We start from the raw sequence: 15,159 nt of genomic DNA, 5'->3' as shown, positions 1-15,159 counted from the left end.
ACACTTTCCTGCCAGATAGCCATCATTTCCATAATTTTACCCCCCAAGTTGGCAATGGTCGGATTTCTATATTCTATACTTGGGTCTAGTATCAGCCACCACTGAGCTTTTGCTCAAATAATATCGCCCATCAGAGGCGAACGAAGAAGGAAAAAGCAAAAATGAACAAGACGCGTCTGTTTAAAAAAACACTTTTAGCAGTAACCATTACATCCGCTACTCTCGCTTCGCAGCACGCTCTCGCTGCCGGCTTCCAACTTAACTCTCAGTCAGCCACTGGTCTTGGCCGTGCTTTTGCGGGTGATGCAGTTATCGCCGATAACGCATCAGTAATGTCACGTAATGCTGCTGCGATGGCTCTGTTTGATCGTACTGAGATGTCACTAGGCTTCAACATTATCGACTCTGAAGTCAAAGTTACAGGGTCTACATATACCTCTCCATTGGGCTCTCAATCAATAGAAGATACTACAAATAATGCAACTTCGGTTATTCCGAACTTCTACATTGTTCATCCTGTGAATGACAAATTTGCTGTAGGACTTGGAGCTTACTCTAATTTCGGTACGACTAACGAGTTCGACTCAAATTGGGGAGCAGGCTCAGGAACTTTATTCACAAGTGGCGGCAATCCGGTACAAGTGGTCCCTGGTGCTGATGCATTTGGTGGTGTAACAAATGTATCCACCATGAACTTCCTACTTGCTGGCTCTTACCGTATCAATGACCAGTGGAGTATTGGTGGTGGCCTAGATGTTATCTACGGTGAAGGTGAACTAAAACGCCAATCAACGATGAACATTGTCGAAGTACCTAATACGCCTACAGGTCTAACTAATACTCAACAACTTATGGATATTGACGCATCTGCGTGGACTGTTGGTTTTAACCTAGGAACAGTCTATGAAATGGATGAGAACAACCGTTTCGGCTTTAGTTATCACTACAGCCCTGAAAAAGAAGTAGGTGGAACAGTTTCATATAGTGGTGACTCTAACATTGGTGATCTGATCATCCCACTTCCAGATATGGCAGAGTTTTCTGGTTATCACCGAATTGAAAATACTGCTTTTGCTGTGCACTATAGCGTGCAATGGATTGGTTGGAGCAGTTTTGATCGCCTAGCGACCACAAATGGTACTGAGATTAAACAGTACAAGTGGAAAGATACTTTCCATTACGCAATTGGCGGTACTTACTACATCAATCAGAGCTGGGAAGCGCGTATTGGTTACATGTTCGATGAAGGCGTACAAGATGAACTAACATCAGTTTCTGTACCAGATTCAGATCGCCAATGGTTCTCTGCTGGCGCGACATACCATATCAATAAAGATCAAGTCCTCGATGTTGGCTTCACATACCTTGTAGGCAAAGACACGCAGGTAAATGATACAATTGGCACTGCACCGAGCCAAGTAACACTAGACACCACAACTAAAGCAACGGCGATGCTGTTCGGTGTCCAATACACGCACAAGTTCTAAGCTCAGCAAACAAACTAACGATTAAAAGGTCAGCCTCTGCTGACCTTTTTGCTTTCTAAATCTCTGCCTTACCAACACATTTAACGAAGCCATCACTCAATTCGAGCTTACAACTGTACTCGCAACGGTTTATATACCGCACAAGTGTACGCTCAAAAAAACACACACTTCATTAACATCCAGTTTATTCAACCAATAAATGTGGTATTTTTTATATATAATTTCAAACACAGGCGATACAGTGTTTTTTATTTTTAAAGTAATAACTCTAACCTTATCATCTCGCCATGGATATAAAATCAATTCAGCGAACATTATAATGAAAAGCAATAAAACACTTCTCTCTATCGCAGTGGCTTGCGGTTTAATCACCACGTCAGCATTTGTTAATGCGGCCGGCTTTCAACTAGCAGAATACTCAGCAACCGGCCTTGGCCGCGCATACGCAGGCGAAGCAGCCATGGCTGATAATTCCAGTGCACAGTGGCGTAACCCAGCGATGTTGACGTATTTGGAAGGTACTCAGATCTCAGTGGGTGGTATTTATGTCAACCCTAATGTTGATGTTGAAGGCACGGTAACACACCAGCAACTTGGTAAAACTCACGCTTCTTCAAACGATTTTGCGCACGATGCAGTGATTCCCAATTTCTACTTGTCGCATCAGCTGAATGAACAAGTGGTACTGGGCTTTGCTCTTGGTACTAACTACGGTATGGAAACGGATTTGGGTACTGAGTTTGCAGCTTCTCACTTTGGTAACCAAGCCAGTGTGATCAGCAAAGAAGCAAACCTCAACATTGCTTACCAAATTCTCCCTCAACTAAGCATTGGTGGTGGTGTACGCTACGTCATGGGTGAAGGGCACTTTGGTGCAACTGCTCCAGCAAAAAATGCACTGACGCTTTCGCAAGGCACAACCCTAAAATATATGGAAGGTGAAGATGAAGCATGGGGTTGGCAAGCTGGTACTGCATGGCAAATCAACCAACAGCACCGAATTGGCTTTGCGTATAAATCTAAAGTAGTGATGGATTTTGAAGGCCATGCGAAAGGCGTGAGTTATGGCACTTATAAGCCCGGCATGATGTCTGTGACCTTGCCAGCAACGGCTGAATTAGCGAGCTTGCACCAAATAAATAAACAGTGGGCAATTCATGCCAGCGTGAACTGGACAGATTGGAGCTCATTCAAGGAACTGACTGCCGTATTCCCAGAAAAATCAGATCTGATCAAATCAGAAAACTGGGAAGACAATTACCGCTTTGCCTTAGGTACGACTTACCAATACGACGCTAAGATCGCTCTGCGTGCAGGCGTGGCTTACGACACATCAGCAGTGGACGATAAAAACCGCACCGCAACAATCCCAGAGACTGACCGTACTTGGCTAAGCATCGGCGGCAGTTATGTCGCAACGCCTCAATTGACGCTGGATGCTGGTTTCACTTACATCTTTGCCAAAGATGCAACCATCAACGAACCTCGTGACGCATCAGACCAAACTGCAGCGCTAATTGGTGGCGCGTTCACTGGTGAAGTATCGGGTAACGTATGGCTAATCGGTGTCCAAGCTAATTACACCTTCTAACAACGATTGGTTAAATGATAAAGGCTTGGTCGAGACCAAGCCTTTATTTTATTCGTGGCTAAACAAGCGATTCCAACCTAAAAATCATCTAAGTACTCATCTAAATACGCTTCTTGTGCAGCATCGTAATTGTCGGTTTGAATTTCTGCTTTAAAGTCTTTGTGCTGAATATAGATATCGCGCGTTAAGGCATATGGATCTGGTGAGTTTTCTAACATCGACTCTTGATTAACAATAGCGGCGCGAGTCTCCATACCTTCGAACGCCCACTTGCTTAGGCTTGCCCAAAAGTTCAGTAGCGATAATGGCACATAAGCACTGTCTACTAAGTCTGCCGTTTCGCGTACTGTCCACGGGCCATAACCAGGCACCATCACATACGGACCATTTCCAACACCATAGTGCCCTATTGCATCGCTGAATGCTTTTTCATTATGATCGGTGATGCCAGCCTCAGAGGCGATATCAATTAAACCACCTAAGCCAAGAGTGGTGTTAAGCCAAAAACGATTGAAGTGGTCTAACGCCTTTTCACCATTACCCATCAGTAAGTTGTTTACCATACTAGCAGGCTCATCTAAATTGCCAAAAAAGTTACTGATCCCAGTACGGATGGGGACGGGTATATAATTGACGTACGCTAGGGACACGGGACGAACAAAATATGGGTCAAGATAATCGTAGTTGATTGTCCACATCGAACGATTAAAGCTTTCGATAGGGTCATATACCTGCGGCTCGTTAAGCCCTTCTTGCCCGGTAGGTGTCGTTGCACACCCAGCCCCCACTAACATTGAGCACAGCAATATCCAGCGCTGCAGTTTAATACTTTTCATTATTATAATATCCATTAAAAAAGGCCGATGTTTCCACCAGCCTTCGTCATCCTATAACCAGTAGTTATCAATACTGGTTATCAATCACCACATCAACGGGTTCGCCCATTCTAACGGCTTCGCTCTCACCAAACCAGTCCCCTTGTTTGGTTGCAACGTTACCATCACTATCTATACGGACACGAACCAATAGTGAATCAAGTGATGAAAGCTTACGATCTGCTAGCATACTATTGCCATCATCGAGCACAACAGTACGTGGGAATGTGCCAACAGGGTATCGCGCAGCGGCAACAGGCATAGGTGAACCATCAGCGGAGTGAATAGATACAATCAGTGCAGCATTGCTGTCGACAGGGACTTGATCGCCAAGAGAAATCGTCACCGCGACAGATTTGCCTTCTCCAACTTGCTGACCCATTTGCTTTTGCGCATTTTCGATACTGCGGGAAAGCATCTCGTAACGGCTGTCTTCGGCACCAATCATCTGCTGCATGATGCTCCAATAGCGCACGGCGGCAGAGTAATCTTTACGTTCGTAAGCATCAAACGCTAACAAAGAGAACACTTTCAAGTCGACATAATCTTGTTGAACAAGCTTACCTAGTAGGCTGCGGGCTTTGTCTTGGTCAACGTCGTCTTGTGATAACATCAAAGCTTGCGCGTAACCCAACATCACATCGGTATTGTCCGATTCAATATTATAGGCCTTTTTCATCGCGCCAATTGCCGTATCAACATCACGATTAGCTAAAGCAATACGACCAAGTAACAACCAACCCGTGGAATCGTCCGGCTGATAATGCAAGCGAGTACGAAGCGCAAGCGTCAGATCTTGCATTTCATCATCGCTAAGTGCAGTACCTTGTGGCGACATTAGCTTCTTCGACAACGCAGGTAAGTTGGCGTTTACTTGTTGCCACTGCACCACTTCATCAGACGCGCCAAATTTAAAGTATAGGCCATACGACAGACCAACCACTAATAGCGCAGAGGGAACAATAATCGACCAAGATGAGGTATTGTTTTCTACTTCGCTCGACGTATCGCCAGGGATGTCATCAAGCAACGATTGCTTCAAATCATCAATAAGTTCTTGCTGATTTCCCACTAAGCCTTCGTCACTTTCTTCTGCGAGTTCTTCGAGACGATCTTTGTAAAATGCTTTATTCAGTTCATCTCGAAGCTGCGCGTCGTTGTTCGACTTCTGCTTGATAAACGGCAGTGCAATCACCACCACACTGATTGCGACAAGAATGATTGAAGCGATCCAAAATAGTGCCATTACTGCTTATCTCCATCATTCTTTTCATCAAGTAGCGCTTTGAGTCGCGCTTCTTTTTCTTCATCCCATTGCTGTTGGCTTTTGCTTGACTGCACGCGCGCCTTGCGGCTGCGAATAACAATAAAGCCAAAACCAAACAGAACAACGGCAACTGGCCCCAACCATAAAATTGACGTTGCAATAGTAAATGGCGGGTTATAAGTCACGAAGTTGCCATAGCGAGCGATCATGTAGTCAATGATGTCTTGCTTTGACTTACCCTCTTTGGTCATTTGATATACTTTATGACGTAAATCAACCGCCAGTTCTGCGTTAGAATCGGCAATGGTGTTGTTTTGACATTTTGGACAACGCAGGGTACTGCCGAGTTCTTTGAACTGCTGCTCTTGCTCTAAGCTATCAAACTCATACACTTCAATCGCCGCATGAGCAGATAACGCTAACATCAAGCTTGCCGCGAATGTAAGTAACCACTTTCTCATTGGTTCGCCTCCGCGAGTAAGGCCTCATACATTGGCTTAAGCGTCGCGCCCCAATTATTTGGATTGACGTCGCCAACATGACGATAACGGATAACGCCATTAGCATCGATCAAGAAAGTTTCAGGTGCACCATACACGCCCAAATCAAGACCAAGCATGCCGTTGCCATCAAACAAGCTAATTAAATAGGGATTACCTAAGTCGTTTAACCAGCCAACCGCTTTTTCGCGATCGTCTTTATAGTTCATGCCAATGATTTTGACCCCTTGTTGAGCCAACTCATTTAAGTATTGGTGCTCAGCGTAACAAGTTGGGCACCACGTCGCCCACACGTTAAGCAGCAAAGGTTCGCCCTTAAAAATAGCCTGATCGTAAAGCTTGCCAGGTTCGGCTAAGTCTTCGAGTCGGAAATCTGGCACATTTTTTCCGACCAGAACCGATTCCAACTTGGTTGGGTCATCACCATGCTGGTTTTTGATAAGTTGAGTGGCAAATACCGCCACTAAACCTAGAAACATCACCAGAGGAATAAACAAAAGTTTCTTATTCATTATGCCTCCTCCAACTTAGTCTTCTTTCTAAAACGATAGCGTTTATCACTAATGGCTAGAGCGCCACCTAACGACATCAATAAGGCACCAGCCCAGATCCAACGGACAAACGGTTTGTAATAGATACGCACTGCCCAAGATTTATTATCGTCAAGGCGCTCGCCCATCGCGATGTAAAGATCGCGTGTGACGCCTCTATCTATCGCCGCTTCGGTCATCATTGAACGCGCTGTGGTGTAGAAACGCTTTTCTGCATGTAAAGTGTTGACGTAACGGCCGTCTAACGTGACTTCAAAGTCAGCGATATAGCCGTCATAGTTCGGACCATCTTTATCACGAACCCCTGAGAAGAAAAAGTCATACCCTTGAATTTCAAACGTCTCACCGGGCGCCAAACGTACATCACGCTCAATGCTGTAGTTTTGCACCATCGCAATACCAATAACACTCACCGCAAGACCAACATGACCTAACATCATTGCCCAGTGACTGCGTTGAAGCTTTTTCACCCCTTCAATGAAGTTGTGTCGGTGAGTGGCTCGTTGATGCAGTTCAAAACCGTGCATTGTCAAAATCCACAGCGCCATCACCCAACCTAGGTACGCCATAAATTGGAAGTAGTCTGAGAACAGGTGAACAAATACCGCCGCAAAAACTAGCGAAACAACCCCTGATACAGCCATTGGTTTGATTAAGCTGGAAAGCTGATCGCGTTTCCAACGAATCAATGGACCGATACCAAGCAAGAAAGCAAACGGGATCATCAACCAAGCAAATAGCATATCAAAGAAAGGGGCACCAATTGATACCGAGCCTAAACCGAGCTGTTTATGAACCAGTGGTAATAATGTACCAACCAGAACCACCACCAACGCGGCAATTAACAATACGTTATTGGCCAACAACACATTTTCACGCGAAACAAGCTCGAAGTTACCGCGCACACGCACTGCCGCACCTTTAACCGCGAACAATAGCAGTGAGCCACCAATAACAAACACTAGGAAGCCAAGGATAAACATACCGCGTGCAGGATCAGATGCGAACGCATGCACCGAAACCAAAATGCCTGAGCGTACTAAGAAGGTACCTAGCAAGCTCAATGAAAAGGCCGAAATCGCCAATAATACCGTCCACGCTTTGAACGTACCGCGTTTCTCTGTCACGGCCAGTGAGTGCATTAATGCCGTACCAGCCAACCATGGCATAAATGATGCGTTTTCAACTGGATCCCAGAACCACCAACCGCCCCAGCCAAGCTCATAGTAAGCCCACCACGACCCCAACGCGATGCCGAGTGTCAGGAATAACCATGCGGCAGTTGTCCATGGACGAGACCAACGCGCCCATGCAGTGTCGAGTCTACCTGTCATCAATGACGCGATCGCAAACGAGAACGCCACTGAGAAACCGACATAGCCCATGTACAACATTGGCGGGTGAATGATCAAACCCGGATCTTGTAGTAGTGGGTTCAAATCTCGGCCATCTACCGGGAAGAAAGGTAAAGTACGTAAAAATGGATTCGATGTGAGGATAATAAACAGCAAGAAACCAACCGTGATCATCCCCATCACCGCAAGCACGCGCGCGACAGATTCTTGCGGCATGCCACGGCTAAACGACGCAACCGCGACCGTCCAACCTGCTTGTATCAGAACCCAAAGAAGTAGCGACCCTTCGTGTGCTCCCCAAACTGCCGTTAAACGGTAGTACCAAGGCAACTGACTGTTAGAGTTACTCGCGACATAATTGAGGGTGAAGTCATTGGTGTAAAACGCCCACAATAGCACCGCAAATGACAACGCGAGCAGCAGGAACATTCCCCACGATAGAGGCCTGGCGCTATTCATTAGTAGCGTATTATTTTGCGATGCTCCGACTAATGGCAAAATGCTGAGTAGCACGGCCAGAGCCAAAGAGATGATCATCGCAAAATGACCGATTTCCGCAATCATTGGTCGCTTCCTTGTATCTGTGTTTCTGAGTACTGAAGTGGCTCATGCGTTTTTTTCATCGCTTCTGCAATTTCTGAAGGCATATACTCTTCATCGTGTTTTGCAAGCACTTCAAATGCTTCAACTGTTGTCGCATCTTTTAAGACGCCCTGAGCGACGATCCCCTGCCCCTCACGGAACAGATCAGGAAGAATACCGTCATAGACGATGGTGACGGTTGGCCCAACATCACGCAGTTCGAATGAAACACGCAGTGACTCAGAGTCACGTTTAACTGACCCTACCGTAACCATACCGCCAATACGTAGTCGTTGACCGACTTCAGGCTTTGTCCCGTCAGGCTTGCCGTTGACCAGTTCGGTCGGCGTGTAGAATAGATCCATGTTTTGATTAAGAGCATAAAGCATTAAACCAACAGTGGCACTGATACCAATAAAGACCGCAAGAACAATGCCGAGCCTCTTTTTACGTCTTGGGTTCATAACGTATTCTCCAAATTTTTCGCAGCATCAATACGCGCTTGCCTATCAACCTTAGCTTGTACTTCATTGAGTAAGCGACGCCCACGGCTTACGCTTACCCATAGTAAAATCAACATCGCGCCAAACGTAATGCCAAATGCGCTCCAGACATAGCCGGCGTAGCCGCCCATCGCAACAAAATCACTCAAAGATTCAAAATACATCGCTTAATCCCCTCTCTGAGATGTCACTTTGGCTAGCGTCATCACCCAAGGACGGTGACTCTCTTTATTAATGATTTCATTGCGTAAGCGAATCATTGTTAGTGCGCCAAAGAAAAATGCAAAACCAAAGATATTGAGTAGCAACGGCCACAACATATCATTCGAGATAGACGGTTGTTCAAATTTAGTAATCGTCGCGCCTTGGTGCAGTGTGTTCCACCACTCGACGGAAAAGTGAATTATCGGTAGATTAACCACACCAACAATCGCTAAAATGCCAGCCGCTTTTGACGCTGTTTTTTGATCGTCAAATGCGTGATAAAGCGCAATAACACCCAAATAGAGAAATAGAAGAATCAGTTCAGACGTAAGGCGAGCATCCCAAACCCACCACGTTCCCCACATAGGTTTGCCCCATACCGCACCCGTTACTAGCGCAATAAAAGTAAACACTGCGCCTATAGGTGCCATGGCTGCGGCGGCCATATCCGATAAGCGCAACTGCCATACGATGCCAATAAACGCCGCAATCGCCATCGACATATAAACACCCATCGACCAAATTGCCGAAGGAACATGAATATAAATAATTCTGAAACTGTCGCCTTGTTGATAATCTGATGGCGCGAAGGCAAGCCCCCACACAGTACCAACAGATAAACACAACAGCGCCAGTATGGAAAACCAAGGCAGTAACTTACCGCACAACTGATAAGTCGATTCTGGTTTGGCATAAGGATGAAGCCATTTCCACATTGTCGTTCTCACTCTCACTTCAGTTTCGTTTAACTTGGGCTAAACAATTTTTCGTTATTGTATTTTATAAAGGGTAACTATTGGTTGGCCGTAGCCATTAATTGACGCTAACTCGCAACGCCGCACTAATAGCAAAAGGCGTTAAGGTCATTGCGCCCATTAACATCGCACCTAAGACGGCCAGTTGTCCGTTATACGCCATTCCTAAAGATGCCGCATCAATGGCTGAGGTCGCAAAAATCAAAATTGGGATGTAGAGGGGTAATACTAACAAGCTAAGTAATACGCCACCCTTTTGTAATCCAACCGTCAGCGCCACGCCTATTGCCCCAATAAAGCTCAAGGTTGGCGTACCAATGAGTAGGGTCAGCACGACACCAAGCCAGGAATTAAAATCGAGCGATAGCAGCACCGAAAGCAGCGGACTGATAATAATTAACGGCAACCCCGTCAGTAGCCAGTGCGCAATCACTTTCGAGATCACGACCACAGGTAAAGGCACGGGCATCAACATCATCTGCTCTAAGGCACCATCTTGGAAATCGTCTCTAAATAGACGTTCAAGTGATAATAGGGCGGAAAGCAGCGCGGCGACCCACACAATACCGGCCGCAATACGTGCTAACAAGTTAGGCTCAGGGCCGATACTAAGCGGAAACAGGGTAATGACGATAATAAAAAACCACAAAGGGTTAAAAATATCCGCTTGTCGGCGAAAAGCGATGAGAAGCTCTCGTCTGATAATACTATTGATGGTCCCAAACATGGTTAGTCACCCAGTTTAATTTTTCTAAGTTTTGGGTTGTCAGCAAACATGTCTTGGTGCGTGGTTAGCATCACAATGCCCCCGCTTTCAGCATGTTGCAAAAACAGTGATTCAAGAACTTTAACCCCCTGCTTATCAATCGCGGTTAAGGGTTCATCAAGTATCCATAGCTTATGATCACTCAACCATAAACGCGCTAAGGCAACACGACGCTGCTGGCCAGCAGAAAGCTGTGCAACAGGAACATCTTCACGCCCAGCAAGGCCAACTTTGGTCAACGCTTGATAAACTGTTGCTTTATCAACGCGCTTTTTGGCATGAATGCTGAGGTAAAAACGGAGGTTTTCGTACGCGGTCAGTTCACGCTTAACACCGGTTTGATGGCCTAAAAACAACAACTCTTGATGAAAAGCATCGCGATTAGACTCTATCTGTTCACCATCCCAAAAAATATCGCCATTGTCACGGTCACCCAGCCCTGTAATGATGCGCAAAAGGGTGGTTTTACCGGTGCCGTTTCGTCCTTCAATCTGAACTAATTCGCCAGAATCTATAGTAAAAGACAGAGATTCAAACAAAATTCTTTCATCTCTAATCGCGGTCAGTTGAGATACTTCTAACATTTGGGATCACTAGATAAATTTCGAGGCTGTATCTTACCACAGCCTATTGATGGCAAAACAGAAATAGACCTATACGAATCACGAAACTAAGTAAGAATCTGTTAATATCTAACCACAAACCTTAGTAACTACCACTAAATGATTACAACCAGACATAAAAAAAGTGCCCTTAGGCACTTTTTAGCAATTATTTCTTACTGGTTGTTCTTCGACGAGAATCTTGGCGACGTTCAAAGCCGCTCTCTAAAGGGGGGATTTTTTCTTTGCCCGTGATTTTGTTTTGCAGCGACATCATCAGCTCGGCCTCCGCTTTAGGCAATTCACACTCTTCAATCAACTCTTCCAGATCGGCCCCTAATTGAACCATCTTGGTGGCTCTAGAATAAAGTCGCCCATCACTATCGACTTGTTCTAATTCAGTAATACGCTCACCTAAGTGTTGGATCAAATCCTGCTGCTCACTGACTTTCTGCCCAAGCCCAACCACGACCGAGCGTACTTCTAACAGTTGCTTATTGGCTTTTTGCAGTTCTTTATCTAAGTGGCGATTCTGTTGACGAATATGTTCAGAAGCACGAACTTGTCCTTGCTTGAGTCGAAAAAGTGCCAAAAAAAACAGCAGTATGACTGAAACAATAGCCCCAGCGATCACCGGAGCATTTGTCATCCAACTCGCATCCATTACAGATGAGCCATATCATCCCACTCTTCATCAGTGAGTAGTTTATTGAGATCAACCAGAATGAGTAGCTTGCCATCGCGGTTGCTGACACCTTGAATGAACTTAGCACTTTCATCGGTACCGACACTTGGTGTTGTATCAATTTCAGAAGAACGTAAGTAAACCACTTCAGCGACACTATCCACCAAAATACCAATCACTTGATGTTCAGACTCAATCACGATAATTCGTGTATTGTCGGTGATCTCACCTTCCATCAAACCAAAACGTGAGCGAGTATCGATGACAGTGACTACGTTACCGCGAAGATTAATGATACCTAAAACATAGTCAGGCGCACCAGGTACAGGGGCAATCTCTGTGTAACGCAACACTTCGCGCACTTGCATGACATTAATGCCGTAGGTTTCTTCTTCTAGCTGGAACGTCACCCACTGAAGCACTTCGTCACTTGACTGGTCTTTTCTTACTTCAACTTCATTAGTTTGAGACATACCTTATCCTCTCTAAGCCTAAATCGGCATAAATGTTCTAATTATCTAATGCTTTAACATCAAGTCCTGCATTAAGCATAGCTATCAATGCTTCAACGTGGATCAAAGCACACATTTTTTCTTTCACCATGCCAGCAAGCCACGGCCTTTTCCCGGCAGTTTCTCGCCAGCGTACCATTGCTGGGTCTAGGGCTTCGGTTCCCTTCAATTGAGTTGAGGCCAATCCCCACATACTCTCACCCAACATCACAATATATTGGTAATTTTCTTTATAAGTGTCGTCGTTGAGCTTTTCACTCATCACCCACTTCGCGGTATCGACCACATCCAGCTGGGCCTCACGACTGGTTTGCAAGCCGAGATACCAGTCAGGCCGACCGATAAGATGGTTCATTTCCGCAATACGGTGAATACCGCCAAGCTCGTCAAGAGGGACCGCAAAAGTGACGCCATTAACGTCAAAGTAAAGTACCGGAAACTCAACATCGCGCTGTGTAGAATGCCAATCACCCAACTTATGGCTTGGTTGTGTCGCTAATTCGGCGTCAGTGGTCAGATTGGTATCAACGAATGTCTCACCCTCGGTGACCACCTCAAGCTCAGTGTCCAACGACTCTGCGACTTGGGCAATAGGCTCGATTGACTCAGTGACGGTTTCTACGCTTTGCTCGACGTCAATATCGAGCTCAGGCTCTACTAAGTCCCACTCTTGAATTTCCTCAACCGCAGTTACTGTCTCTGGCTGTACTTGGGCGATCTCGAGCGTGTTTTGCACCATTACCTGCTCTAAATCAAGCTCGGCAACGGGGTTGTCAGTTTCTAGCTGCTTAAGTAGACGTTCCACATCTTCAAGATTTGGCACTTCGACTTCAGTAGCCGGTGTATGAAAATAACTTTTTTCTTGCACCGACTGCATCATTGGTTCAAGTTCATGAGTTTCGGTTTTAGCCACAATGGCTAGCGTTGCGTCACTCTCTAGCGGTTCTATCTCATCTTGCTCGACTTCCTCTGCAAGTAATGCTGAAAAGTAATCGTCAAGGGCTTGTTCACTCGATAGCAATGATTGGCTAGTCATCAATGGCTAACCTCTCTATATGAATAAGTAGTTGCTTGTAAGCAAACACACCACGACTTCCCGATGCAAAGTGAGATACGGGTAAATGCTTTAAGCTGGCATCTCTAAATTTAGTATCGATCGGAATCGCTGATGACCAGACTTGGTCAGGGTAATCTTTCTTCAATTGCTGTAGCGTTTGCAAAGAAGCACGCGTTCTTTTGTCGTACATCGTTGGCACTACGGTCACTTTGAACGGCTTATTGCGTGATTTTTGCATGATAGCCAACGTGCGTACCATGCGCTCTAAACCTTTCATCGCAAGAAACTCTGTTTGCACAGGAATAAGAATTCTATCACTCGCCGCCAACGCATTGACCATCATCACACCTAAAATAGGAGGACAATCGATCAGTACATAATCATAACGGTCACGAATGGCCAACAAAGCGCGCTTAAGAATCAGACCCATGCCACTGCGATTGCCCATCACTCGATCTAGAGTGGCTAATGACATATGCGCGGGGATCAAGTCGATACCTTCAATATCTGACTTCATCACCAGAGGCATCACCGTTTGCGCGGTGTATTCTCTTAGTTGGAAGAGATCAAAAAGGCTTGAGGACACCGTATCCGAGTCATAACCAAGATAAGTGGTCAATGAAGCGTGCGGATCGGTATCGACCAAGAGTACACGCTTTCCTTGCTTACTAAGCAAACCCGCAAGGGTAATGGTCGTGGTTGTTTTACCCACACCGCCTTTTTGGTTTGCTATGCTCCATACAATCATGTGAAACCTCTATGCTAGACCGACTTCGACTAACATACGTTCAGCGATTCTATCTAGCGGCAAATCTTCTGTAGAAATGCCTGCTTTAGCAACAGCTTGCGGCATGCCATAAACGACACAACTCTCTTCATCTTGCGCCCAAATCGTCGCACCCGAATTTTTCAGCATCCGAGCACCTTCGCGCCCATCAGCGCCCATTCCAGTCAGCACCATTGAGAGTACTTGATCGGAATAGATTTTAGCGGCACTACCGAAAGTCACGTCGACACAAGGCTTATAGTTCATCCGTTCACCACCATCGATGATGCGCAATTTTGCTGAGCCCGGCCTACCATCAATCATCATCTGCTTGCCACCTGGCGCTAAGTAAGCGACGCCCGGCTTGAGTAGATCACCATCTTGCGCTTCTTTCACTTGAATTTTGCACAGCGAGTTAAGTCGACTAGCGAAGGCTGCCGTAAACGTGGCCGGCATATGTTGAATGAGCACAATAGGATGCGGGTAGTTTGACGGAAGCTTAGTTAAAATTTTCTGCAATGCGACAGGGCCACCCGTTGATGTACCGATCGCAGTCAGTTGGTATTTCTTGCCACTGGCTTTAAATCGCGTTGTTACAACAGGCTTGGCTGCTGTAGGTCGGATGGGGGTACGGTTTGGCGTAGTGGCAGTATCTGAACGAGCAGATGCGGCCGGCCTTACGATTGCGCGGCGCATTGACGCTCGTTTTGATGCGATTTGAATCACGCGCTGTTGCAATAAGGTAACCGCTTCATCACGATTACGTGCGATATCTTCAAACTTCTTTGGTAAGAAGTCTAACGCACCAGCTTCAAGCGCATCTAAGGTTGCTTTAGCACCATCGTGGGTTAACGATGAAAACATCAAAATCGGCACAGGGCTTTTCGCCATGATTTCACGAACGGCAGTAATGCCGTCCATGACTGGCATTTCGATATCCATAGTGATGACGTCAGGCTTGATTCGTAGTGCTTTTTCAACGGCTTCTTTACCATTAGTCGCCACATCAATGACTTCTAAACGCGGCTCTGCGTTAATAATTTCACTCACTCGGCGGCGGAAAAAACTCGAATCATCTACAACTAGTACTTTGATCGCCAT

The 15,159-nt window shown here is 45.9% G+C and carries 17 protein-coding genes; 2 read left to right on the top strand and 15 right to left on the bottom strand.

The annotated features are described in order from the left end of the window. Nucleotides 1-161 precede the first annotated feature (161 nt). The gene (locus ViNHUV68_RS04455) at nucleotides 162-1,487 is read left to right on the top strand and encodes an outer membrane protein transport protein (protein WP_391089537.1); all 1,326 of its coding nucleotides are present in this window, start codon (nucleotides 162-164) and stop codon (nucleotides 1,485-1,487) included. Between the two features lie 319 nt (nucleotides 1,488-1,806). Further along, nucleotides 1,807-3,078: an outer membrane protein transport protein gene (locus tag ViNHUV68_RS04450; protein WP_391089535.1), complete on the top strand. Its 1,272-nt coding sequence runs from the start codon at nucleotides 1,807-1,809 to the stop codon at nucleotides 3,076-3,078. 77 nt (nucleotides 3,079-3,155) lie between these two features. On the opposite strand, the gene ViNHUV68_RS04445 is transcribed toward ViNHUV68_RS04450, so the two are convergent. The 15 genes from ViNHUV68_RS04445 to ViNHUV68_RS04375 form a co-directional block, all read right to left on the bottom strand. Next, the gene (locus ViNHUV68_RS04445; protein ID WP_391089534.1) at nucleotides 3,156-3,914 is read right to left on the bottom strand and encodes an MlaA family lipoprotein; all 759 of its coding nucleotides are present in this window, start codon (nucleotides 3,912-3,914) and stop codon (nucleotides 3,156-3,158) included. Nucleotides 3,915-3,981: 67 nt separating this feature from the next. Then, a complete protein-coding gene (ccmI, locus tag ViNHUV68_RS04440) occupies nucleotides 3,982-5,199 on the bottom strand; it encodes a c-type cytochrome biogenesis protein CcmI (protein WP_391089533.1) in 1,218 nt (405 codons plus the stop codon). Beyond that, a complete protein-coding gene (locus ViNHUV68_RS04435; RefSeq protein WP_038177004.1) occupies nucleotides 5,199-5,681 on the bottom strand; it encodes a cytochrome c-type biogenesis protein in 483 nt (160 codons plus the stop codon). The genes ccmI and ViNHUV68_RS04435 overlap by 1 nt, the downstream gene beginning before the upstream one ends. Next, nucleotides 5,678-6,232 (bottom strand): DsbE family thiol:disulfide interchange protein, encoded by a 555-nt coding sequence (locus tag ViNHUV68_RS04430; RefSeq protein ID WP_038177007.1) that lies wholly within the window; start codon nucleotides 6,230-6,232, stop codon nucleotides 5,678-5,680. Before ViNHUV68_RS04430 ends, ViNHUV68_RS04435 begins: the two co-directional genes overlap by 4 nt. Continuing rightward, the gene (locus tag ViNHUV68_RS04425) at nucleotides 6,232-8,190 is read right to left on the bottom strand and encodes a heme lyase CcmF/NrfE family subunit (protein ID WP_038177008.1); all 1,959 of its coding nucleotides are present in this window, start codon (nucleotides 8,188-8,190) and stop codon (nucleotides 6,232-6,234) included. The genes ViNHUV68_RS04430 and ViNHUV68_RS04425 overlap by 1 nt, the downstream gene beginning before the upstream one ends. Then, the gene (gene ccmE, locus ViNHUV68_RS04420) at nucleotides 8,187-8,672 is read right to left on the bottom strand and encodes a cytochrome c maturation protein CcmE (protein WP_038177009.1); all 486 of its coding nucleotides are present in this window, start codon (nucleotides 8,670-8,672) and stop codon (nucleotides 8,187-8,189) included. Before ccmE ends, ViNHUV68_RS04425 begins: the two co-directional genes overlap by 4 nt. Continuing rightward, entirely contained in the window at nucleotides 8,669-8,875 is a 207-nt protein-coding gene (gene ccmD, locus ViNHUV68_RS04415; RefSeq protein ID WP_391089530.1) for a heme exporter protein CcmD, read from the bottom strand. The genes ccmE and ccmD overlap by 4 nt, the downstream gene beginning before the upstream one ends. Nucleotides 8,876-8,878: 3 nt before the next feature. Continuing rightward, nucleotides 8,879-9,631, bottom strand: coding sequence for a heme ABC transporter permease (locus ViNHUV68_RS04410; RefSeq protein ID WP_038177011.1), 753 nt, complete (start codon nucleotides 9,629-9,631; stop codon nucleotides 8,879-8,881). 97 nt (nucleotides 9,632-9,728) lie between these two features. Continuing rightward, nucleotides 9,729-10,397 (bottom strand): heme exporter protein CcmB, encoded by a 669-nt coding sequence (gene ccmB / locus ViNHUV68_RS04405; RefSeq protein ID WP_038177012.1) that lies wholly within the window; start codon nucleotides 10,395-10,397, stop codon nucleotides 9,729-9,731. Nucleotides 10,398-10,399: 2 nt separating this feature from the next. Continuing rightward, on the bottom strand, nucleotides 10,400-11,020 hold the full coding sequence (gene ccmA / locus ViNHUV68_RS04400; protein ID WP_038177013.1) for a cytochrome c biogenesis heme-transporting ATPase CcmA: 621 nt from the start codon (nucleotides 11,018-11,020) through the stop codon (nucleotides 10,400-10,402). 187 nt (nucleotides 11,021-11,207) lie between these two features. Next, nucleotides 11,208-11,702, bottom strand: a complete 495-nt coding sequence (locus ViNHUV68_RS04395; protein WP_391089527.1) for a DUF2802 domain-containing protein — start codon at nucleotides 11,700-11,702, stop codon at nucleotides 11,208-11,210. Then, nucleotides 11,702-12,196 (bottom strand): chemotaxis protein CheW, encoded by a 495-nt coding sequence (locus tag ViNHUV68_RS04390; protein WP_038177015.1) that lies wholly within the window; start codon nucleotides 12,194-12,196, stop codon nucleotides 11,702-11,704. The genes ViNHUV68_RS04395 and ViNHUV68_RS04390 overlap by 1 nt, the downstream gene beginning before the upstream one ends. A 37-nt stretch (nucleotides 12,197-12,233) precedes the next feature. Further along, entirely contained in the window at nucleotides 12,234-13,271 is a 1,038-nt protein-coding gene (locus ViNHUV68_RS04385; RefSeq protein WP_391089525.1) for a chemotaxis protein CheW, read from the bottom strand. Beyond that, the gene (locus ViNHUV68_RS04380; RefSeq protein WP_038177017.1) at nucleotides 13,264-14,040 is read right to left on the bottom strand and encodes a ParA family protein; all 777 of its coding nucleotides are present in this window, start codon (nucleotides 14,038-14,040) and stop codon (nucleotides 13,264-13,266) included. The genes ViNHUV68_RS04385 and ViNHUV68_RS04380 overlap by 8 nt, the downstream gene beginning before the upstream one ends. Before the next feature lie 9 nt (nucleotides 14,041-14,049). Next, a complete protein-coding gene (locus tag ViNHUV68_RS04375) occupies nucleotides 14,050-15,159 on the bottom strand; it encodes a chemotaxis response regulator protein-glutamate methylesterase (protein ID WP_038177018.1) in 1,110 nt (369 codons plus the stop codon).

Origin of the sequence: Vibrio sp. NH-UV-68 (genome assembly GCF_042940635.1) — a bacterium.
GTDB classification, from domain to species: Bacteria; Pseudomonadota; Gammaproteobacteria; order Enterobacterales; family Vibrionaceae; genus Vibrio; species Vibrio pacinii.
This window is presented reverse-complemented; position numbering and strand designations above follow the sequence as displayed.

What these genes read in the sequence shown, in the direction of transcription:
- ViNHUV68_RS04450 (WP_391089535.1), top strand. Translation starts at nt 1,807, where the DNA reads ATGAAAAGCAATAAAACACTTCTCTCTATCGCAGTGGCTTGCGGTTTA.
- ccmB (WP_038177012.1), bottom strand. Translation starts at nt 10,397, where the DNA reads ATGTTTGGGACCATCAATAGTATTATCAGACGAGAGCTTCTCATCGCT.
- ViNHUV68_RS04455 (WP_391089537.1), top strand. Translation starts at nt 162, where the DNA reads ATGAACAAGACGCGTCTGTTTAAAAAAACACTTTTAGCAGTAACCATT.
- ViNHUV68_RS04390 (WP_038177015.1), bottom strand. Translation starts at nt 12,196, where the DNA reads ATGTCTCAAACTAATGAAGTTGAAGTAAGAAAAGACCAGTCAAGTGAC.
- ccmA (WP_038177013.1), bottom strand. Translation starts at nt 11,020, where the DNA reads ATGTTAGAAGTATCTCAACTGACCGCGATTAGAGATGAAAGAATTTTG.
- ViNHUV68_RS04395 (WP_391089527.1), bottom strand. Translation starts at nt 11,702, where the DNA reads ATGGATGCGAGTTGGATGACAAATGCTCCGGTGATCGCTGGGGCTATT.
- ccmE (WP_038177009.1), bottom strand. Translation starts at nt 8,672, where the DNA reads ATGAACCCAAGACGTAAAAAGAGGCTCGGCATTGTTCTTGCGGTCTTT.
- ViNHUV68_RS04385 (WP_391089525.1), bottom strand. Translation starts at nt 13,271, where the DNA reads ATGACTAGCCAATCATTGCTATCGAGTGAACAAGCCCTTGACGATTAC.
- ViNHUV68_RS04410 (WP_038177011.1), bottom strand. Translation starts at nt 9,631, where the DNA reads ATGTGGAAATGGCTTCATCCTTATGCCAAACCAGAATCGACTTATCAG.
- ViNHUV68_RS04380 (WP_038177017.1), bottom strand. Translation starts at nt 14,040, where the DNA reads ATGATTGTATGGAGCATAGCAAACCAAAAAGGCGGTGTGGGTAAAACA.
- ViNHUV68_RS04435 (WP_038177004.1), bottom strand. Translation starts at nt 5,681, where the DNA reads ATGAGAAAGTGGTTACTTACATTCGCGGCAAGCTTGATGTTAGCGTTA.
- ccmD (WP_391089530.1), bottom strand. Translation starts at nt 8,875, where the DNA reads ATGTATTTTGAATCTTTGAGTGATTTTGTTGCGATGGGCGGCTACGCC.
- ViNHUV68_RS04375 (WP_038177018.1), bottom strand. Translation starts at nt 15,159, where the DNA reads ATGGCGATCAAAGTACTAGTTGTAGATGATTCGAGTTTTTTCCGCCGC.
- ViNHUV68_RS04425 (WP_038177008.1), bottom strand. Translation starts at nt 8,190, where the DNA reads ATGATTGCGGAAATCGGTCATTTTGCGATGATCATCTCTTTGGCTCTG.
- ViNHUV68_RS04430 (WP_038177007.1), bottom strand. Translation starts at nt 6,232, where the DNA reads ATGAATAAGAAACTTTTGTTTATTCCTCTGGTGATGTTTCTAGGTTTA.
- ViNHUV68_RS04445 (WP_391089534.1), bottom strand. Translation starts at nt 3,914, where the DNA reads ATGAAAAGTATTAAACTGCAGCGCTGGATATTGCTGTGCTCAATGTTA.
- ccmI (WP_391089533.1), bottom strand. Translation starts at nt 5,199, where the DNA reads ATGGCACTATTTTGGATCGCTTCAATCATTCTTGTCGCAATCAGTGTG.